Annotated in this window: 16 protein-coding genes, 1 other RNA gene and 1 pseudogene; 12 read left to right on the top strand and 6 right to left on the bottom strand. The window is 69.9% G+C overall.

Features of this window, described 5'->3' with window-relative positions; all coding sequences use genetic code 11:
* Positions 1-79: 79 nt before the first annotated feature.
* Entirely contained in the window at positions 80-2,707 is a 2,628-nt protein-coding gene (gene pepN, locus MFF30_RS03315) for an aminopeptidase N (RefSeq protein WP_238276524.1), read from the bottom strand.
* A gap of 132 nt (positions 2,708-2,839) precedes the next feature.
* Between pepN and gloA the strand changes: the two genes are divergently transcribed.
* Entirely contained in the window at positions 2,840-3,280 is a 441-nt protein-coding gene (gloA, locus tag MFF30_RS03310) for a lactoylglutathione lyase (protein ID WP_238276523.1), read from the top strand.
* 43 nt (positions 3,281-3,323) lie between these two features.
* Here gloA and MFF30_RS03305 read toward each other — a convergent pair whose 3' ends face one another.
* The gene (locus tag MFF30_RS03305; RefSeq protein WP_238276522.1) at positions 3,324-3,497 is read right to left on the bottom strand and encodes a hypothetical protein; all 174 of its coding nucleotides are present in this window, start codon (positions 3,495-3,497) and stop codon (positions 3,324-3,326) included.
* A 190-nt stretch (positions 3,498-3,687) separates the two neighbouring features.
* Between MFF30_RS03305 and rnpB the strand changes: the two genes are divergently transcribed.
* From rnpB to MFF30_RS03260, 9 genes are all read left to right on the top strand, one after another.
* An RNA gene (gene rnpB / locus MFF30_RS03300) (RNase P RNA component class A) lies at positions 3,688-4,117 on the top strand.
* 378 nt (positions 4,118-4,495) lie between these two features.
* Positions 4,496-5,545, top strand: a complete 1,050-nt coding sequence (gene rsmH / locus MFF30_RS03295; RefSeq protein ID WP_238276521.1) for a 16S rRNA (cytosine(1402)-N(4))-methyltransferase RsmH — start codon at positions 4,496-4,498, stop codon at positions 5,543-5,545.
* Positions 5,542-5,970, top strand: coding sequence for a cell division protein FtsL (gene ftsL / locus MFF30_RS03290; RefSeq protein ID WP_238276518.1), 429 nt, complete (start codon positions 5,542-5,544; stop codon positions 5,968-5,970). Before rsmH ends, ftsL begins: the two co-directional genes overlap by 4 nt.
* A 173-nt stretch (positions 5,971-6,143) precedes the next feature.
* Positions 6,144-7,895, top strand: coding sequence for a peptidoglycan D,D-transpeptidase FtsI family protein (locus MFF30_RS03285; RefSeq protein ID WP_238276530.1), 1,752 nt, complete (start codon positions 6,144-6,146; stop codon positions 7,893-7,895).
* A complete protein-coding gene (locus MFF30_RS03280) occupies positions 7,892-9,370 on the top strand; it encodes a UDP-N-acetylmuramoyl-L-alanyl-D-glutamate--2,6-diaminopimelate ligase (RefSeq protein ID WP_238276516.1) in 1,479 nt (492 codons plus the stop codon). Before MFF30_RS03285 ends, MFF30_RS03280 begins: the two co-directional genes overlap by 4 nt.
* Complete coding sequence (locus tag MFF30_RS03275; RefSeq protein WP_238276514.1) at positions 9,367-10,827, top strand: UDP-N-acetylmuramoylalanyl-D-glutamyl-2,6-diaminopimelate--D-alanyl-D-alanine ligase; 1,461 nt, start codon at positions 9,367-9,369, stop codon at positions 10,825-10,827. The genes MFF30_RS03280 and MFF30_RS03275 overlap by 4 nt, the downstream gene beginning before the upstream one ends.
* Positions 10,828-10,908: 81 nt before the next feature.
* Positions 10,909-11,994 carry a phospho-N-acetylmuramoyl-pentapeptide-transferase gene (gene mraY, locus MFF30_RS03270; RefSeq protein WP_238276512.1) on the top strand — a complete coding sequence of 362 codons (1,086 nt, stop codon included), beginning with the start codon at positions 10,909-10,911 and terminating at the stop codon, positions 11,992-11,994.
* A gap of 11 nt (positions 11,995-12,005) precedes the next feature.
* A complete protein-coding gene (murD, locus tag MFF30_RS03265) occupies positions 12,006-13,367 on the top strand; it encodes a UDP-N-acetylmuramoyl-L-alanine--D-glutamate ligase (RefSeq protein WP_238276510.1) in 1,362 nt (453 codons plus the stop codon).
* 95 nt (positions 13,368-13,462) lie between these two features.
* The gene (locus MFF30_RS03260) at positions 13,463-14,722 is read left to right on the top strand and encodes an O-antigen ligase family protein (protein ID WP_238276494.1); all 1,260 of its coding nucleotides are present in this window, start codon (positions 13,463-13,465) and stop codon (positions 14,720-14,722) included.
* Positions 14,723-14,732: 10 nt separating this feature from the next.
* Here MFF30_RS03260 and MFF30_RS03255 read toward each other — a convergent pair whose 3' ends face one another.
* The 3 genes from MFF30_RS03255 to maiA form a co-directional block, all read right to left on the bottom strand.
* A complete protein-coding gene (locus tag MFF30_RS03255; RefSeq protein ID WP_238276492.1) occupies positions 14,733-15,068 on the bottom strand; it encodes a hypothetical protein in 336 nt (111 codons plus the stop codon).
* A 21-nt stretch (positions 15,069-15,089) separates the two neighbouring features.
* Entirely contained in the window at positions 15,090-16,421 is a 1,332-nt protein-coding gene (locus MFF30_RS03250; RefSeq protein ID WP_238276490.1) for an NAD(P)/FAD-dependent oxidoreductase, read from the bottom strand.
* Between the two features lie 113 nt (positions 16,422-16,534).
* Entirely contained in the window at positions 16,535-17,179 is a 645-nt protein-coding gene (gene maiA, locus MFF30_RS03245; RefSeq protein WP_238276488.1) for a maleylacetoacetate isomerase, read from the bottom strand.
* A 184-nt stretch (positions 17,180-17,363) separates the two neighbouring features.
* Between maiA and dgcN the strand changes: the two genes are divergently transcribed.
* Together dgcN and dgcA are read left to right on the top strand one after the other, a co-directional pair.
* Positions 17,364-18,395 carry an N-acetyltransferase DgcN gene (gene dgcN / locus MFF30_RS03240; RefSeq protein ID WP_238276486.1) on the top strand — a complete coding sequence of 344 codons (1,032 nt, stop codon included), beginning with the start codon at positions 17,364-17,366 and terminating at the stop codon, positions 18,393-18,395.
* A complete protein-coding gene (gene dgcA, locus MFF30_RS03235) occupies positions 18,392-19,378 on the top strand; it encodes an N-acetyl-D-Glu racemase DgcA (protein ID WP_238276484.1) in 987 nt (328 codons plus the stop codon). Before dgcN ends, dgcA begins: the two co-directional genes overlap by 4 nt.
* 123 nt (positions 19,379-19,501) lie before the next feature.
* Here dgcA and MFF30_RS03230 read toward each other — a convergent pair.
* Positions 19,502-20,034: pseudogene (locus MFF30_RS03230) on the bottom strand (cytochrome d ubiquinol oxidase subunit II).
* Between the last annotated feature and the right edge of the window lie 77 nt (positions 20,035-20,111).

The raw sequence follows: 20,111 nt of genomic DNA, 5'->3' as shown, positions 1-20,111 counted from the left end.
GCTTGACTCGTCCGCCGAATCGCAGAGCGAAAACAAGTGTTAAGTCAGCCCGAAAAGACGATTCGCGCCAGTGGCTTGGCTAGCCGGCAAGGGTCCGCCCGAGGATGTCGCCGACATCACGCGACAGTCCGGGCGCCGCACGAATTTCCAGCAGTGTGGATCTTGCCACGTCGCGCCGGCCGGACTCGAGCATCCGCCAGGAGCCGAAGGCCGTGAGCATGCGCGCGGCGACCTGGGGATTCGTCCGATCCAGGGCCAGGACCGTTTCTGCCACCAGGCGATAGCCAGCGCCGTCTGCACGGTTAAATTGCGTCGGGTTCCCCATGCTGAAGCTGCCGATGAGGGCGCGGACGCGGTTCGGATTGGTCATCGAGAAGGTCGGGTGGGCCTGAAGGTGGCGGATGCGCTCGGGCGTGCCCGCCTCCGGAATCGTGGCCTGGATCGCAAGCCATTTGTCGAGGACGAGGGGTTCGGTGCGGTAGGTTTCGGCGAATCGCGCGAGGGCGTTCTCGCGCGCCGGCCCGGGCCTCTGCGCCAGGACCGCGAGCGCGGCGAGGCGATCGGTCATCGTCGTGGCGCCGGCCATCTGAGCCTCGGCCTGCGCCGTGGCGCCGTCCGGATCGGTCGCGGCCAGGAGCTCGAGGGCGGCATTGCGCAGCGCACGTCGGCCCGCTGAGGCTGCGTCGGGGCTGAACGGGGTCCCGGGCGCGTCCGCCAGGGCATCGCGCAGGTGTTGGAAGTGCTCCGCGAGGATGGCCCCGAGAGTTCGTCGCAGATCGTGACGGGCGCGATGGATGGCATCGGGGTCGATCTCGGCGCCGATCTCGTTGGCGACATCCGCCTCGCTCGGAAGTGCCAGGACCAGGGCGGCGAAGGCGGGATCGGCCAGCGCCTCCCCGTCGAGGAAGGCGGCGAGGGCCGCCGCGAAGGCCTCGGCGGCTTCCTTCGGCAGGACGCCCGAGCGCGTGCCCTGCACGAGGAGACGCATGGCGACACTCTGGGACGCCTGCCAGCGGTTGAACGGATCGCTGTCGTGGCGCAGCAGCACGAGCCGATCGGCGTCGGCCATGTCCATCTCGATTCGCACCGGGGCGGAGAAGCCGCGAAACAGCGACGGCACCGGCGGGGTGGCGACGTCGGTGAAGGTAAGGGTGTCGCTGGCCCGCTCCAGCACGAACACGCCGTCCCGGACCCGGTCGCAGACCACAGCGAGAGGACCATCGCTGCCGACGAGTCCGAGGCTCACCGGGATGGTCAGGGGCGGGCTGTCGGGGGCGCCGGGCAGACTCTGGCGGAAGGTCAGCCGATAGCTGCGCGCGTCCGCGTCGTAGGCGCCCTGCACGGCGACGCGCGGCGTGCCGGGTCGTTCGTACCAGCGCGCGAATGCGTCGAGATCCCGCCCGGAGGCGACCGCGAAGGCAGCCAGGAAATCCTCCACCGTGGCCGCGCGGCCGTCATTGTCGGCAAAGTAGCGATCCATTCCGGCGCGGAAGGTCTGCGCACCGAGGAGCGTGCGCAGCATCCGCACGATCTCGGCGCCCTTCTCGTAGACGGTCGCCGTGTAGAAGTTGTTGATCTCGGCATATTGCCGGGGCCGCACCGGGTGGGCCAGCGGCCCGGCATCCTCTGGGAACTGCCGGGCCCGCAGGGTGCGGACCTCGCCGATGCGATGCACTGCGCGCGAGCGCATGTCGGAGGAGAATTCCTGGTCGCGGAAGACCGTCAGCCCCTCCTTGAGGCAGAGCTGGAACCAGTCCCGGCAGGTGATGCGGTTGCCCGTCCAATTATGAAAGTACTCGTGCGCGATGATGGCCTCGATCGCCGCGTAATCGGCATCCGTCGCCGTCTCGGGGGAGGCCAGCACGTAGCGGTCGTTGAAGATGTTGAGGCCCTTGTTCTCCATCGCGCCCATGTTGAAGTCGGAGACCGCGACCACATTGAAGACATCGAGGTCGTAGGCGCGGCCGAAGACGGTCTCGTCCCAGGCCATGGCGCGCGCGACGGCCTCTAGGGCGTAGTCCGCCCGTGCGGCTTTGCCCGGCTCGACATAGACGGCGAGCGTGACCCGGCGGCCCTCGCTCGTGGTGAAATCGCGCTGGACGTGGTCGAGGCGCCCGCCGACCAGGGCGAAGAGGTAGGCCGGCTTCGGGTGGGGATCGTGCCAGATCGCGTAGTGCCGCCCCGGCCCGGCCTCGCCAGCCTCCATCGGGTTGCCGTTGCCCAGAAGAACCGGCGCCTCGGTCTGGTCCGCCTCGATGCGGGTTCTGTAGACCGCCATCACGTCGGGTCGGTCGAGGAAATAAGTGATCCGGCGGAAGCCGTCGGCCTCGCACTGCGTGCAGTAGACGCCGTTCGACCGGTAGAGCCCCATCAGCTTCGTGTTGGCCGTCGGGTCGATCTCGGTCTCGATCGTGAGGGTGAAGGCCCCGGCCGGCGGGTGCGTCAGGGTCAGGGTCGAGGGCGTGACCGTGTAGGCGTCGGCCGCCAGGGGCGTTCCGTCGAGGCGCAAGTCCGTCAGGGTGAGGTCGTCCCCATCGAGGACAAGGGGGGCGCCGGCCCGGCCGTCCGGGTTGGGTCGTAACCTGATCTCCGCGCGCACCCGCGTCGCGGTGGGATGCAGTGCGACGTCGAGCGCCACGGTCTCGATCAGGTAGTCGCTCGGGCGGTAATCCTCGAGGCGGGTCGCGATCGGAGTCTCGGTGCGCATGCGGGTCCCTTCCGGCGTCCGCCCCATCTTGCGGGGGCGGCGGCAGCGGCGCAACGCGCGGGCCCCAGGCCCGTTGACGCGTGCGTGCGCCGGTCCACATAGGCGCCATCCATTGGAAGAGAGCACTACCCCATGCGTTTCCTGCACACCATGGTCCGAGTCGCCGACCTCGACCGGGCCCTCGACTTCTACGTGAACACCTTCGGGCTCCAGGAGGTGCGCCGGGTCGATAACGAGAAGGGCCGCTTCACCCTGGTCTTCCTCGCCGCCCCCGACGATGCCGGCACGGCGCGCGAGACCCAGGCGCCCGTCATCGAGCTGACCCACAACTGGGACCCCGAGAGCTATTCGGGCGGGCGCAATTTCGGACACCTCGCCTACGAGGTGGACGACATCTACGCGTTTTGCGCCAAGCTCCAGGCGGCCGGCATCACCATCAACCGCCCGCCCCGCGACGGCAACATGGCCTTCGTGAAGTCGCCGGACGGCATCTCGATCGAGCTGTTGCAGAAGGGCCCGGCCAAGCCGCCTCAGGAGCCCTGGTCCTCCATGGAGAACACGGGCTCCTGGTAGCCCGAACCGACGAGCCGCCGTGCGCCGGCGGCTCGTCCCGTCGTCAGGCGCCGGTCTCGGGCGCGGGCGTGAGGCCGAGCTGGGTCAGTTTGGCCGCCACGATCTCGATCGGCCGGCGCAGCTTCAGGCTCATCACCGAGACCGGAATGCCCTCCCGGGCCATCGCGGTGAGTTGCTGGACGGATTCGAGCGTCCAGGCCGTGTCGTTCGTCGCCATCGCTTCCTCCTGTTCCGTGTGTCTACCGGCCGGGGCGCTGCCGCCAGCGGGCCGAGTCCGGCAGTTGGAGCGGGGCATCGGCCTCGCCAAGCGGGGTGTCCAAAATCTCGGCATGCCGATCCTGGCGTCACGCCTTGCGTCGCGAACGCCCTTGACCTGTCGCGCCCGCCCGGCGCACATCCGCCGCGGATCAGTCGGCCGGGCGGCCGCTCCGGGCGCAGAGTTCAAAGCTCCTTGCCTGGGGAGGAAAGTCCGGGCTCCATGGAGAGACGGTGCCGGATAACGTCCGGCGGGGGCGACCCCAGGGACAGTGCCACAGAGAGCAGACCGCCATGGTGTCGACCTCGGTCGATGCTGCGGTAAGGGTGAAAGGGTGCGGTAAGAGCGCACCGCGGACGCGGCAACGCGGACGGCACGGCAAACCCCACCGGGAGCAAAACCGAATAGGGGCGACACGCGCGGGCTTCGGTCCGCGCAGGCTCTCTCTCCAGGCTCGTCGCCCGGGTTGGTTGCTCGAGGCGTTCGGTAACGATCGTCCCAGAGGAATGGCCGCCACGTCAGAGCGATCCTTGCGGATCGCTCGGGCCCTACAGAACCCGGCTTAAAGGCCGGCTGATCCGCGTTTCACCCTGCGACTGCTACCGAAACCCGAACGAAAACTTACGCTCGGTTAACCTTGCTGAGGTCTGATCGCTGCCGGCGGCGCACTCCCGCCCAGGTTCGTTGACGGCGCTCAGAGGCCCATGGTACCCCGATTCATCCCGTCAACGGCGATTTTCGGATCGACGGACGCAGCCTGTCCAAGGCAGGCCGGTGTCCGCTCGCGCGGTCGCGTCACGCGTCGACCCGGAGACGCCCCGTCTCTCCGAGCCGCGCCAGCGCGCTCCAGCCCCGTGGAAGGGACGCATGCGCCGCTTCAGTCCGGTTTCGTCCTCGCTCTCGCCCCGACCTTCGTCCCGTGTGCGCGTCGTACGACCGTCCCGTATCGGGGCCGCCCGATGACCCGTGCGCCGCGCGCGCCGCGGCCGGTCGACGGAGCGCCGCACGTTCCGGTCCTCCTCAACGAGGTTCTGCAGGCCCTCGACCTTCCGGGCCGCACCCTAGCGGTGGACGGGACCTTCGGCGCCGGCGGCTATACGCGTGCCATGCTGAAGGCCGACCCCGCGGTGCAGGTCCTGGCAATCGACCGCGACCCCGGCGCCATCGCGGGGGGCGCGCCCCTGGTGGCGGAGGCCGCCGGCCGCCTCGCCCTGGTGTCCGGCCGCTTCGGCACCCTGGATTCCTGCGTGCGGGCGGCGGGTCACGCCGAGGCCGATGCGGTCATTCTCGATATCGGCGTCTCGTCGATGCAGATCGACCAGCCCGAGCGCGGCTTCTCGTTCCGCAACGATGGTCCCCTCGACATGCGCATGGAGCGCGCCGGACCGAGCGCCGCCGACCTCGTCAACGAGTCCGAGGAAGCGGATCTGGCCGACATCATCTACCATTACGGCGAGGAGCGCCGCTCGCGCGCCGTGGCGCGCGCGATCATCGAGGCCCGGCGCAAGGCCCGGATCGAGACCACCGCAGCCCTGGCGGAGATCGTCGCCAGCGTGGTCTGGGCCGATCCGGCGAGCGGCATCCACCCAGCGACCCGCACCTTCCAGGGATTGCGGATCGCCGTGAACGACGAACTCGGCGAGCTGGTGCAGGCGCTGCATGCCGCCGAGCGGATCCTGAAGCCGGGCGGGCGCCTCGGCGTGGTCACGTTCCACTCGCTGGAGGACCGGATCGTGAAGCAGTTCTTCTCGGCCCGGAGCGGCCGGGCGGCCCAGGCCTCGCGCCACGTGCCGAGCCTCGAGGCGCCGGCGCCGCGCAGCTTCGCGGCCGTCACCAAAGGGCCGGTCCTGCCGTCGGAGGCCGAGATCGCCGTCAATCCCCGCGCCCGCTCGGCCAAGCTGCGCGCGGTCCAGCGCACGGATGCGCCCGCGCCAGAGCCCCTGGCGGCCATCGAGACCCTGGCCGCGCTGCCCGCGCGGACGGGCCGCAGTGGAGGAGCGCGCCGGTGATCCGATTGCTGAACCTCGTCGCGGTGCTGGGCCTGATCGGGTCGGCGATCTACGCCTACTCGATCAAGTACGACACACTCTATCAGGCCGGTCAGGTCTCGAAGGCCCAGAGCCAGCTCAAACGGGAGCGCCAGGCCATCGCGGTCCTGCGCGCCGAGTGGCAGCTCCTCACCCGCCCCGATCGCCTGCAGGCGGCGGTGGACCGCTACCTCGCGCTGGAGCCGATCGGCACCGTCCATCTCGGGCGCCTCGCCGACCTGCCGACCCGTCCCGACCGCGGCGACGAAATCGGCCGTCTCCTCGCCGCCACCGCGACGCCGAAGGAGAAGCCGGTGGCCGGGCGCGCCTCCGACGACCCGCGCACCACGGGCAGCGTCACGCCCCGGACCACCACCACCAGAACCCCGACCACGACTTCGAGGTAGTGTCCGTGTCCGAAGTCCAGCCCCCCGACGTATCCCGGCCCGACCCGATCCCGGAGGCCCAGGACTCCGCGCTCCACGAGCATCGGGTCGAGTCCCAAGGTTCGGTCGACTCGCAAGGTTCGGTCGACTCGCAAGCTCCGGTGGAGTCCGAAGCCCCGGCGCCAGTCGAGCGCATCGCCGACGCGTCCGTCGCCCGGACCAGCTGGCTGGTGCGCGGCGCGAAGGCCATGTTCCACCTCGCCATCGAGCGCTCCTACGCCCGCGTGGGCCTCGTGGGCCTCGGCTTCGCTCTGGTCTTCGCCACCATCTCCGGCCGTCTCATCTACATGGCGGCTTTCCCGGAGCCGGATAATGGCGATCGCCGGATCGCGGCCGCCGCCACCACGGCGATCCGACCCGATATCGTCGACCGCAACGGTGAGATTCTGGCCACCGACATCCGCACGGTCTCGATCTTCGCCGAACCCCGCAACATCTACGACAAGGACGAGGCGGTCGAACTCCTCACTGCCGTGCTGCCGCAGATCAACGCCACCGAATTGCGGGCCAAGCTCTCCACGAAGAAAGGCTTCGTCTGGGTCAAGCGCGAGATCACTCCGAAGCAGCAGGCGGAGGTCCACCGGCTCGGCATTCCGGGCATCGGCTTCCTGCCCGACCACAAGCGCGTCTACCCGAACGGCACGGCCGCCGCCCACATCCTGGGGGTGACCAACCTCGACAACATCGGCATCGCCGGCATCGAGAAGTACATCGACAACCAGGGTAACAAGGCGCTCAACGATTTCGGTCTGGTCGCCAAGCAGACCGACCTGAAGCCGGTGCAACTCTCCATCGATCTGCGGGCGCAGTTCGCCGTGCGGGACGAGCTGGCCTGGGGTCTCGAGCACTTCAAGGCCAAGGCCGCCGCTGGCATGATCCTCGACGTGCAGACCGGGGAGGTGATCGCACTCGCCTCCCTGCCGGACTTCGACCCGAACGATCCGGCCGACGCGCTCAATCCCGACCGCATCAACCGGATGAACGTCGGCGTCTACGAGATGGGTTCGACCTTCAAGGCGATGACCTTGGCGATGGCCCTCGATTCCGGCAAGTTCAACGTCAACTCGACCTTCGACACGCGCGGCGGCGTGCTGAACTGGGGCCGGCAGAAGATCCACGAGTACCACGGCACCAACCGCGTCATCACGATGCCGGAGGTGTTCACGCACTCGTCCAACATCGGCTCGGCCAAGATGGCCCTCGGCATCGGCGTGCCCGGCCACAAGGCCTTCCTGAAGAAGATGGGCCTGACCGACCGCGTCCGCACGGAACTGCCCGAGAGCGCCGAGCCCATCGTTCCCGCTCGCTGGACCGAGATCAACACCATCACCATCGCGTTCGGCCACGGCCTCGCGGTGGCACCGATCCAGGCCACGGCGGCGGTGGCGGCGATCGCCAACGGCGGCTTCCTGATGACGCCGACCTTTCTCAAGACGACCGCCGAGGAGGCGATGGCCAAGGCCACCCGCGTGCTCAAGCCCGAGACCAGCGAGGCGATGCGCTTCATCATGCGGCTCAACGCCGTCGAGGGCTCGGCCAAGAAGGCGGCGATTCCGTACTACTTCGTGGGCGGCAAGACCGGCACCGCCGAGAAGGTGATCCACGGCCGCTACGTGAAGAACCGCCTGTTCACGACCTTCATGGCCGCCGCACCCATGAACAACCCGAAATACCTTTTCGTGACCATCATGGACGAGCCCCAGGGCCTGCCGGAATCCGGCGGTTACGCCACCGCCGCCTGGAACTCCGGGGTCGTCACCGGACGCGTGATCGAGCGCGTCGCCCCCGTCCTCGGCCTGCCGCCCCAGTTCGACCCGCCGGTGAAGCCCTTCCCCCTCATGGTGAAGCTCGGCGCCTACCACGCCACGCAGGTGGACGGGCGATGAGCGGGCCGACCCTCGGTGGGCTCTTTCCCGAGGCGGAGGCCGGCCTCGCCGACCTGCCGGTCGCGGGTCTGACGGCGGATTCGCGAAAGGTCGGGCCGGGCTTCGTCTTCGTCGCCGTGCCGGGCACCGTGGCCGACGGCCGCCGCTTCGCCGCCAAGGCTGCGGCGGCCGGCGCCGTGGCGGTGGTGAGCGAGGGCCCACGCCCGGAGGGTCTCGGGCCAAGCGTGCCCTACGTCACCGTGGCGGATGTGCGCCGCAGCCTCGCCCGCGCGGCGCAGGCCTTCTCGGGCCGGCAGCCGGCCCGGGTGGTGGCGGTGACGGGGACGAGCGGAAAGAGTTCGGTCACCGATTTCGTGCGCCAGATCCTGGCGCGCCTCGGCGCCGAGGCCGCGAGCCTCGGCACGGTCGGCATCGTCACCAGCCGGGGCGCCACCTACGGTTCGCTCACCACTCCCGACCCCGTGACCCTGCACGCCACCCTGGCGCGGCTCGCCGACGACGGCATCGACGATCTGGCCATGGAGGCGTCCTCCCACGGGATCGAGCAGCGCCGCCTCGACGGGGTCGCGCTCGCCGCGGTGGGCTACACCAATCTCGGCCGTGACCATCTCGACTACCACGCCACCATGGACGACTACCTGGCGGCCAAGTTGCGGCTGTTCACGACACTGGCGCAGCCCGGCATCCCGTCGGTGATCAACAGCGACGGCGCCTATGCGGATGTCGTCGTGGCGGCCGCCGCCGCCCGTGGCCTCGATGTCCACACCACGGGGTCGAAGGGCGATACGGTGCGGCTGATCTCCGCGCGCACCGAGGGCTTTCACCAACATCTCGCCTTGCAGGCGCCCGGCGCCTCGGGCCGGTTGCAGGACTACACCGTGCGCCTGCCGCTGGTCGGCGGCTTTCAGGTGGAGAACGCGCTGCTCGCCGCCGGCCTCGTGCTGGTGACCCCCGCCGGCCGGGCCGATCCGGCGGGCGTGATCGCCGCCCTTGAGCACCTCACCGGCGTGCCGGGCCGCATGGAGCGGATCGGCGAAGCCAATGGCGGGCTCTGCCTCGTGGACTACGCCCACAAGCCCGAAGCCCTCAAGGGCGTGCTGACGGCGCTCCGTCCCTTCGCGACGGGGCGCCTGCGCCTCGTTTTTGGCTGCGGCGGAGACCGTGACACCGGCAAGCGCCCGATCATGGGCGCCATCGCGGCGAGACAAGCCGATGCCGTCATCGTCACCGACGACAATCCCCGCAGCGAGGACCCGGCCGCAATTCGCGCCGCGATCCTGGCCGCCGCGCCGGGCGCCGTCGAGATCGGCGACCGGGCCGAGGCGATCCGCACCGCCGTGCGGGCGCTGGAGCCCGGTGACGTGCTCGTGGTGGCCGGCAAGGGCCATGAAACCGGCCAGATCGTGGGGTCACAGGTCCTGCCCTTCTCGGACCACGACGTCCTCCGGGCTGCGATCGCGGAACGCTCAGCATGACCGACACCACCCCGCTCTGGACGTCCGACGCCCTGGAGGCCGCCACCGGCGGCACGCTGTCGGGCGCGCCAACGCCGATCACCGGCGCCTCGATCGACACCCGCACGCTGCAGCCCGGCGACCTGTTCTTCGCCATCCGGGGCGAGGCTCGGGACGGGCACGACTTCGTCGCGGCCGCCCTGGCGCGGGGCGCCGGCGCGGCCGTGGTCGCGGAAGATCGGGCGCAGGATTTCGCGGGCGTCGGGCCGGTCCTGGCCGTCCCGGGCACGGGTGAAGATCCCGTCCTCGGCGCCATGCGGGCGCTCGGCGCCGCGGCCCGCGCCCGCACGGACGCGAGCATCGTCGCGGTGACAGGGTCGGTCGGCAAGACCGGGACCAAGGAGGCGCTGCGCCACGTCCTCTCCGCGCAGGGGGCGACGCACGCTTCCATCGCCTCGTACAACAACCACTGGGGCGTGCCCCTGACCCTGGCGCGGATGCCCGCCGAGACCCGGTTCGGCGTGTTCGAGATCGGCATGAACCACCCGGGCGAGATCGTGCCACTCACCGCGATGGTGCAGCCCGACATCGCCCTGGTAACCACCGTCGAGCCCGTGCACATCGAGCACTTCGCCTCGCTCTCGGCCATCGCCGACGCCAAGGGCGAGATCTTCTCCGGATTGAAGGTGGGCGGCACCGCGATCATCAACCGCGACAACCCGAACTATCCCCGCCTCCTCGCCCACGCCCAGGCTTCGCGCGCCGGTCGGGTCATCTCGTTCGGCGAGCATCCGGAGGCGGATGTCCGCGCCCGGCGCATCGTCCTGCGCCCCGACCTCTCGGTGGTCGACGCGGTGGTGATGGGCATTCCGGTGACCTACCAGCTCGGCACCCCCGGTCGGCACACGGCCATGAATTCGCTGGGCGTGATGGCGGTGGTGCATGCACTCGGGGCGGACCTCGCCCGCGCGGCCCTGTCCCTGGCGGCCCTGCGGCCCCCGGTGGGGCGCGGCGAGCGCACCGCTCTGGCGGTCGGGGAGGGCGAGGCCTTCCTGGTCGACGAGAGCTACAACGCCAACCCGGCCTCGATCCGCGCGGCTCTCGCGACGCTGGCCGGCATCGAGACCGGCCCACGCGGCCGCCGCATCGCGGTGCTGGGCGACATGCTGGAGCTCGGGCCCGAGGGCGAGGCCCACCACCGCGACCTCGCCGGGCCGGTGGAGGCCGCCAAGGTCGACCTCGTCTTCACGGCCGGCCCGCTGATGCGCAACCTGTTCGAGGCCCTGCCCGTGAGCCGCCGCGGCGCCGCGGCGGCGACCTCGGCCGACCTCCTCGAACCCGTGCTCTCGGCCCTGCGCCCCGGCGACGCCGTGATGGTGAAGGGATCGAACAGCATCCGCATGGGCCGGATTGTCGAAGCGCTCAAAGCCCGTTACGCGAACGCCCAAGCCGAACCGCCGCACGCCGCCGCGCGCTGAGGCGACCTTCATGACGGCCGGGGAGGGTGACGCGCGCGCGCCTCCGGCCGAGTTCCGAACTGAACCACGGCCGGGTGCTGGATGCTGTATCTCCTCTCGGACTTGAGCGGCACCGTCTCCGCCCTCAACGTCTTCCGCTACATCACCTTCCGCACCGGCGGCGCGCTGTTCACGGCGGGCCTGTTCGTGTTCTGGTTCGGGCCGCTGATCATCTCCCTGCTCCGCCTGCGCCAGGGCAAGGGCCAGCCGATCCGCGAGGACGGCCCCCAGTCGCACCTGCTGACGAAGCGCGGCACGCCCACCATGGGCGGCCTGATGATCCTGGCCGGCTGCGTGGTGGCGATCCTGCTCTGGGCGAACCCGCGCAATCACTACGTCTGGGTGACGCTGGCGGTGACCCTCGGCTTCGGCGCGATCGGGTTCTACGACGACTACCTCAAGGTCACGAAGCAGTCGCACAAGGGCTTCTCCGGCAAGTTCCGCCTGGCCCTCGAAGCCGCCATCGCCATCGCGGCCTGCACGCTGATCGCGGTCTACTCGCCGCCCGCCCTTCAGAACCAGCTCGCCTTCCCGGTCTTCAAGGACGCGCTTCTGAACCTCGGCTGGTTCTACGTGCTGTTCGCCGCCTTCGTGATCGTCGGCGCCGGCAACTCCGTGAACATGACCGATGGCCTCGACGGTCTCGCCATCGTGCCGGTGATGATCGCCTGCGGCACCTTCGGCGTGATCGCCTACCTCGTGGGCAACGTCTTCACGGCGGGCTACCTCCAGGTGAACTACGTTCGCGACACGGGTGAACTCGCGGTGGTCTGCGGGGCGGTGATCGGGGCGGGGCTCGGCTTCCTCTGGTTCAACGCGCCCCCCGCGCAGGTCTTCATGGGCGATACCGGGTCCCTGGCGCTCGGCGGTCTGCTGGGCACCATCGCGGTGGCGACCAAGCACGAGATCGTGCTGGCCATCGTCGGCGGCCTGTTCGTGCTGGAGATGATGTCGGTGATCATCCAGGTCGCCTCGTTCAAGCTCACGGGGAAGCGGGTCTTCCGCATGGCGCCGATCCACCATCATTTCGAGCAGAAGGGCTGGAAGGAGCCGCAGGTCGTGATCCGGTTCTGGATCATCGCGGTGATCCTGGCGCTCGCCGGTCTCGCCACCCTGAAGCTGCGCTGAGCCCCGTCACGATGACGCCCGTCACCACCTTCGCCGGCCGGAAGGTCGCCCTGTTCGGCCTCGGCGGCTCCGGTCTCGCCACTGTCCGAGCCCTCATCGCCGGCGGCGCCGACGTGCTCGCCTGGGACGACAGCCCGGAGAGTACGGGCCGCGCCCGCGACCAGGGCGTTACGGTGTTCGACCTGAACGAGGCCGACTGGTCCGGCTTCTCGGCCCTCATCCTCGCCCCCGGCGTGCCGCTGACCCATCCGGCGCCGCACTGGACCGTGGAGAAGGCGCGCGAAGCCGGCATTCCCGTCATCGGCGACATCGAACTGTTCGCCGAGGAGCGCCGGGCGCTGGCGCCGGGCGCGCCCTTCGTCGCCATCACGGGCACCAACGGCAAGTCGACCACCACGGCGCTGATCGCCCATATCCTGGCCTCCGCGGGCCGCGACGTTCAGATGGGCGGCAATATCGGCACCGCGATCCTCTCGCTGGCACCGCCAGCGCCGGACCGGATCCACGTGATCGAGATGTCCTCGTTCCAGATCGATTTGACACCCAGCCTCGACCCGAGCCTCGGCATCCTCCTCAACATCACGCCCGACCACCTCGACCGCCACGGCACGCTCGCCGACTACGCTGCCATCAAGGGGCGGCTGGTGGCGGGTGCGGACCGCGCCATCGTCGGCGTCGACGACGATCTCAGCCGGGCCATCGCGGATGCGCGGACGGGGCCGACCGTGCGCATCCATGTCGGGACGCCGCAAGCGGGCTTCGATGGCCTGTCGGCCCGGGACGGAACGGTGTTCGACGCCGACGGGACGCCGATCGTCGACCTGACGGGAGTCGGCTCCCTGCGGGGCGCGCACAACTGGCAGAACGCGGCCGTGGCCGCTGCCTGCGTCCGGGCCCTCGGGATCAGCGACGCCGAACTCGTCGCCGGCCTGCGCAGCTTTCCCGGCCTGCCCCACCGCATGGAGGAGGTCGCCCGGCGCGGGCGCGTGCTCTTCGTCAACGATTCGAAGGCGACCAACGCCGACTCCACCGAGAAAGCGCTCACCGCCTTCCACGACATCCACTGGATCCTCGGCGGCAAGGCCAAGGAGGGCGGGATCGTACCCCTGGCGCCGCTCTTCGGCCGGGTCGCCCATGCCTATCTCATCGGCGCGGCGAGCGACGCGTTCGCCGCCACCCTGGAGGGGCGGGTGCCCTACACGGCTTGCGGCACCCTCGCGGTCGCGACCGCCAAGGCAGCCGAGGCGGCGGCCGCGTCTGAGGCGGCGGAACCCGTGGTCCTGCTCTCGCCGGCCTGCGCCTCCTACGACCAGTTCCGCAGCTTCGAGGATCGCGGGGATCAGTTCCGGAATCTGGTGCGCGCGCTGCCCTGAGACCCGGCTTTTCTCGAAATCTCAATCATTCTCGCGCCTCATCGAAGCCTGGAGCGCGCCCCAGCCTGTCGGCGGCGCGATGATGGGTTGCGTGCATGGCGTTCACGATGGCACCCGGCGCTTCGCGCTGGCAGGCGGGCGCCTGGGCGGGGCTTCCCGTCCTGCACGTGCTCCGGCGTCTCGCGACGGTGCTTCTCGTCGCCTTCATCTTCTTCGCCTGCTTCGCCTTCTCGGACACGTCGCCCTACGACATGGTGGCGATCCCCACCATCCTGCTCTGGCTCTGCTTGGGTCTGCGCCTGCACCGGGGCATGCTGCCGCTGCTCTGGCTCCTGATCCTCTACGTCAGCGCCATCACCGTCGCGCTGCTGCCCTTCATCGACCAGCCGCTGCCGGTGACCTGGACGATCCAGCTCGCCTACCTGTCGATCACCGGCGTGTTCTTCGCGATGCTGTTCTCCGACGACACGCATGCGCGCATGGAACTGGCGCTCAAGACCTTCGTGGCGAGCTGCCTCCTGTCGAGCGCTTTCGGCATCGTCGGGTATTTCGGCTTCATCCCGACGGAGGACCTGTTCTACAAGTACGGACGCGCCTCCGGGACCTTCCAGGACCCGAACGTCTTCGGCTCGTTCCTGACGCTCGGCGCCCTCTACCTCATGCACGGGCTGCTCCTCGGCACCACCCGCCGGCCGATCCTCTCCGCCGTCGTGCTTCTGGTGATCGTGGCCGGCATCTTCCTGTCGTTCTCGCGCGGCTCCTGGGGCGGGACCCTCATCGCCATCGCGGTGATGGTCGGCAGCGTCTACCGCACCACGCGGTCCACGGCCCTGCGCCGGCGCATCGTCACGCTCATGGTCCTGGCGGTCGCGGGTTCGGCGCTCGCCATCGTCGGCCTGATGTCGATCGGCGACACGGCGGAGATGTTCTCCAAGCGCGCGGCGGTCACGCAGGATTACGACACCGGCGAGACCGGCCGTTTCGGCAACCAGATGCGCGGCATCGGCATGCTGGTCGACGAGCCCCTCGGAATGGGGCCCTTGCGCTGGCGCCTGATCTTCGCCCTGGAGCCGCACAACAGCTACATCGGCAGCTTCGCCAATGGCGGCTGGGTCGGGGGCGCCACCTTCATCGGCCTCGTGGTGATGACGAGCTTCGTGGGCTTCCGCCTGATGAGCCGGGACACGCCCTACCGGCGGCACGCACAGATCGTCTGGCCCGCGCTGATGATGTTCTTCCTGCAGGCGGCGCAGATCGACATCGAGAAGTGGCGCCACGTCTACATGATGCTGGGCATGATCTGGGGCCTGGAGGCCGCCCGCCTGCGCTGGCTCGCCGGCCGGGTCTGTACCTGACCGGGATCGTTCAGGCGTCCCGGGGCGCGCTGTCGGCTTCCGGTTCCTCCGGCTCGGGATCGGCCGTCCAGGCGGTGGCGAAGGCCGCAAGGTGTCGGGCATCGGCGAAGGCCATCACCGCGACGGCTCGATCCTCCGGCATCGCCCCGGGATAAGGCGCCAGAAGCACCTTCTCCTGCGAGAACGTGGCGCCCGGGGCATGCTCAGCGAGCCAGGCCTCCACTTCGGGCAGGAGGCGGCTCGAGTCGGCCGGGTCGCGTGCGCGGGAATCCCCGCGCAACACCAGGACGTAGGAGCCCAACGCCGGATTGCGCTGCTGCACGGCCTTCACGATGTCGATGAACATGGCGCTCGTGTCCGCTCGTTCTCAGTGCAGCTTCACGCGGGACTCGGTGCGCCGCGTCAGCGCGCGGGCGACCGCGTCGAGGGTGGTCTTGACCGTTCCGTGCAGAGCCTGCTCGTGCATCTTGTAGAGCGAACGGTACATCATCCGAGCGAAGAGCCCGGCGATGAACATGTTCTTGCCCTTGATGAAACCCATCAGGCTGCCCACCGTGGAGTACTCGCCCAGCGAGACCAGCGAGCCGAAATCGCGGTACTTGAAAGCCTTCAACGGCTTGCCGGCCATCTTGTCGGGAATGATCTTGATGAGGTGCGAGGCCTGCTGGTGCGCGGCCTGGGCGCGGGGCGGGATCGGCGTGTCGGAGCCCTTCTCGACCAGATAAGCGCAGTCGCCCATGGCGAAGATGTCCGGGTCGCGGGTGGTCTGCAGGGTCGGGGTCACCACGAGCTGGTTGTTGCGCGTGGTCTCGAGGCCGCCGATCTCGTGTAGGAAGGGCGGCGCCTTCACGCCGGCCGCCCAGACCACGAGTTCGGAGGGGATGAAGCCGCCATCGGCGAGCTGGACCCCATCGGGCCGGACCTCCGTCACCCGCGCGCCGGCGCGAACCTCGACGCCGATCTTGTCGAGCAGCACCATGACGTCGCGGGACATCCGCTCCGGCACCGCCGGCAGGATGCGGCTCGCCGCCTCGACCAGGGTGATCTTGAGGTCCTTGGCCGGATCGATCCGGTCGAGGCCGGTGGCGGCCACGGCGCGCGTGGTGCGGTGGAGCTCGGCGGCGAGCTCGGTGCCGGTCGCCCCGGCGCCGATGACCGTGACGTGGAGCTGGCCCGGCCGCACCGGACCCGGCTGGGTATGGGCGCGCAGCATGCCGTTGATCAGGCGCTGGTGGAACCGCACCGCCTGGCCCTGGGTGTCGAGGGCGATGGCGTTCTCCTTCACGCCGGGCGTGCCGAAATCGTTGGTGGTCGAACCCACCGCCATCACCAGGGTGTCGTAGGGGATCTCGCGCACCGGCGTGACCTCGCGGCCCTCGGTGTCGTGGCTGGCCGCGAGGTGGATCGCGCGCTTGGTACGGTCGAGGCCGGTCATCTCGCCGATACGGTAGCGGAAATGGTGCCGGTGGGCGTGGTGCAGGTAGTCGACCGCGTGGTGGCCGACATCGAGGCTGCCGGCGGCGACCTCGTGCAGCAGCGGCTTCCAGATATGGGTCCGGGCCCGGTCGACGAGGGTGATGTGGGCCTTGTGCGTGCGGCCGAGCTTGTCGCCCAGCTTCGTTGCGAGTTGCAGGCCCGCCGCACCACCGCCGACGACGACGATGCGGTGGAGTTTGTCCTCGGTTTCGCCCGGTACCATGTCGATCAGGTCCTCGTGTGCCGCAAGTGCGCGGATGCGTGCCCCGACGTCGGGCTATGCGCGTTCATCCCAGGGTTCAGCTTAGTAGGATTGCAATCCGACCGCCATTCCCGTCACGCCGGTGCGCCCGGCTGGCGCAGGGGATGCGCCCGGGCGAAGGCGTCCTGCGCGAGGCAATCCTCGGCGATCCGGCGCACCGTCGGGAAGGGGGCGGTGTCGACACCGAAGATGCCGGTGCCCACCCAGAGGCTGACGAGGCAGAGGTCGGCGTGGCTGACCGCGTCGCCTTGTGCGTAGCGCCCGGTGCCCGGCTCCTGGGTGAGGCGTGTCTCCAGGGTCTTCAGCCCGGTCGCCATCCAGTGGCGCACGAAGCCGAGCATGCGCTCGCGCGGCAGGTCGTAGGTCTCCATCAGGAAGTTGCGCACCCGCGGCACGTAGAGCGGATGCGTGTCGCAGGCGACGACCTGAGCGAGCGACCGGGCGCGGGCGCGCTCGCGGGGCTGGCTCGGCAGGAGCGGCGTCGCCGGGTGGATGTCCTCGAGGTAGTCGAGGATCGCCAGGGACTGGATCAGGGGCGGGCCGTCGCCGTCGAAGAAGGCAGGCACCGCGCCCTGGGGATTGATCGCCAGGAAATCCGGCTTGAACTGCTCGCCGGCATCGAGGTCGAGGAAGACCTCCTCGTAGGGGATGCCCTTCAGGTTGAGGGCGACCCGGACCCGGAAGGCGGCGGCCGAGCGCCAATTGCCGTACATCTTCATGCGTGCGACGTTCCCTCTTCGCGGACTCTGGTCCGTCTCTCGTCGCCCCGACCACACCCGACATCGCGCCCGCCCGCAAGCCCGTTCTGCGGGCGCAGGCGCGCGAGGCCCATGATTTGGCAGCGCCGTGATCATCGCGCATAGGAGAACGCGAGGTGTCGAGCCTCGGCCGGTGATTGACGCGATGCAGATCGAAACGCCCTACCTGATGTTCCTCGGCGACGTGCCGGACCGGCTGGCCGCCAAGACCGCCTACGGCATCAAGGACTGGCGCCCCGAGTGGTGCGTCGGCCAGTTGCGGCTGCCGGGCTGCGCCGCCGATCTCGGCATTCCGGACCTGACCCTCGCCGAGGCCGTACAGAAGGGCTGCCGCACGATGGTGATCGGCGTCGCCAATGCCGGCGGCGTCCTGCCGGAGCACTGGATCGCCCAGGTCGTGGCGGCCCTGGATGCCGGCCTCGACATCGCCAGCGGACTGCATGCCCGCCTCGGGGCGGTGCCGGCCATCGCCGAGGCCGCCGAGCGCAACGGTCGCCAACTGCACGACGTGCGCCACACCGCGGAGACGTTCGCCACCGGCAAGGGTACGAAGCGTCCCGGCCGCCGCCTGCTCAGCGTCGGCACCGACTGCTCGGTCGGCAAGAAGTACACTGTGCTCGCCCTCGAGAAGGGCATGCGCGAGCGCGGTTTCGACGCCGATTTCCGCGCCACCGGCCAGACCGGCGTCTTCATCTCGGGACGCGGCGTCGCCATCGACGCGGTGGTGGCCGACTTCATCTCCGGTGCCGTGGAGTGGATCGCGCCGGCCGCCGCGCCGGACCACTGGGACCTCCTCGAAGGCCAGGGCTCGCTGTTCCACCCCTCCTTCGCCGGGGTCAGCCTCGGGCTGCTGCACGGGGCGCAGGCCGACGCCTTTGTAGTGTGCCACGAGCCGACCCGCACGACGATGCGCGGCGTCCAGCATCCGCTACCCACGATCCAGCAGGTCATCGACCTCACGATCCAGCTCGGGAGCCTGACCAATCCGGACATCCGTCCGGTGGGCATCGCCGTCAACACGCAGGACCTGGAGGAGGGGGCGGCGCGGGCGTTGCTGGCCGACCTCGCCCGGACGCACGACCTTCCCGCTACCGATCCGGTGCGTTTCGGCGTCGAGGGCATCGTCGACCGGATCGTCGCGGAGTTTCCGCCTGCCGTGACGGGGGCGAGCGCGTGAGCCGGCGTCTCGACGTCGCGGTCGAGCGCTTCCCCATCGCGGGGGCGTTCACCATCGCGCGGGGCAGCCGCACCGAGGCGGTGGTGGTGGTCGCCACCATCACCGACGCCGAGGGCCGGGTCGGGCGCGGCGAGTGCGTGCCCTATGCCCGCTACGGGGAGACCGTGGAGAGCGTCGCCGACTTGATCCTGGCACGGGCCGGCGACATCGCCGACGGGGCCAGCCGGGCCGATCTGCAGACCGGCATGAAGGCGGGTGCCGCGCGCAACGCCCTCGATTGCGCCCTGTTCGACCTGGAGGCCAAGCAGCTCGGACGCCCCGCCTTCATGATCGCGGGCCTGTCGGCGCCGCAGGTCGCCACCACGGCCTACACCCTGAGCCTCGGCGACCCGGCGGGCATGGAGGCGGCGGCATGCAAGGCCGCGCACCGGCCACTGCTCAAGGTGAAACTCGGTGGCGCCGGCGACCCCGAGCGGATCGCCGCCGTGCGGCGCGGCGCCCCGGAGGCACGCCTCATCGTGGATGCCAACGAAGCCTGGCGCCCGGACACGATCGAGGCCAACCTCGCGGCCTGCGTCGCCGCCGACGTCCGCCTGATCGAGCAGCCCCTGCCGGCGGACGCGGACGCCCTGCTCGCCGAGATCGCCCGGCCGATCCCGATCTGCGCCGATGAGAGCCTGCACGACCGCGCCGGCCTCGACGCCCTGAGCCGGCGTTACGACGCCATCAACATCAAGCTCGACAAGGCCGGCGGCCTGACCGAGGCGGTGATGCTGGCCCACGAGGCCCGGGCGCGGGGCTTCTCGCTGATGATCGGCTGCATGGTGGGAACCTCCCTGGCCATGGCGCCCGCCATGCTACTGGCGCACCACGCCGACTACGTGGATCTCGACGGTCCGCTGCTGCTGGCCCGCGACCGCGACCCGGCCTTGCGCTTCGAGGGGAGCCTGATCTACCCGCCCGAACCCGCGCTCTGGGGGTGAGCCCTCAGCGTTTCACGACGAAGCGCAGCACGTAAATCAGCGCCGTGAAGACGAGGAGGCTGACCGCGGAGAAGGCGACGAATCAGAGTACGCGCTTGCCTTTGAGCATGGGCGCCCGCCCGCTCAAGGTCCGTAGCCCCCGGAGCCGATGTCCTCCGCGACCTTTCCGCGAAAGACCCAGCCGGCATAGGCGGTGTCGGCGAGCGCCAGCGGCATGAACACCGCGTTCGCCGCCTGCCAGATCGTGAGCCAGTCCAGGGTGCCGCCGGTGAAGCTGCGGCCCTCGATCTGGAAGCCCTGCACGAAGGCGCCGAGCACCATCCCCTGCGCGAAGGTCGCCACCAAGAAGCCGTAGTGGAAGGCGTTGTCCCAGACGAACTGCGAGCGGTTGGCCTTGAAGCGGAACTCGAAGGCGACGCTGCGGAAGATCGGCGCGATCAGCATGGAATCAGCGGCAGGTAGAGTGCCGGAAGCAGAATGGCGTAGGCGACACTGAAGACCGCGAACAGACCGCCGCTGCCGAGCGCCAGCCAGGTCTCGTTGCCGTCCCAGATCGGCGCCACCGAGACCATCATCCGGTCGCGCCAGTTCCCCTTTCGCGCTGCCGTGAACAGGATGTCGACCCCGAGGTCGAACCCGTCGATGACCACGGACATGGCGACGGCCACCGCGAGCAGGCCCGCCCAGACCGGGGGAGCCAGAAGGCGGCACCCTCGTATTCCATCCCGAAGCC

It is taken from the genome of Methylobacterium goesingense (genome assembly GCF_022179225.1).
Classification (GTDB): domain Bacteria; phylum Pseudomonadota; class Alphaproteobacteria; order Rhizobiales; family Beijerinckiaceae; genus Methylobacterium; species Methylobacterium goesingense.
Note: the sequence above shows the minus strand (reverse complement) of the source record. Positions and strands in the feature narration are given on the sequence as shown.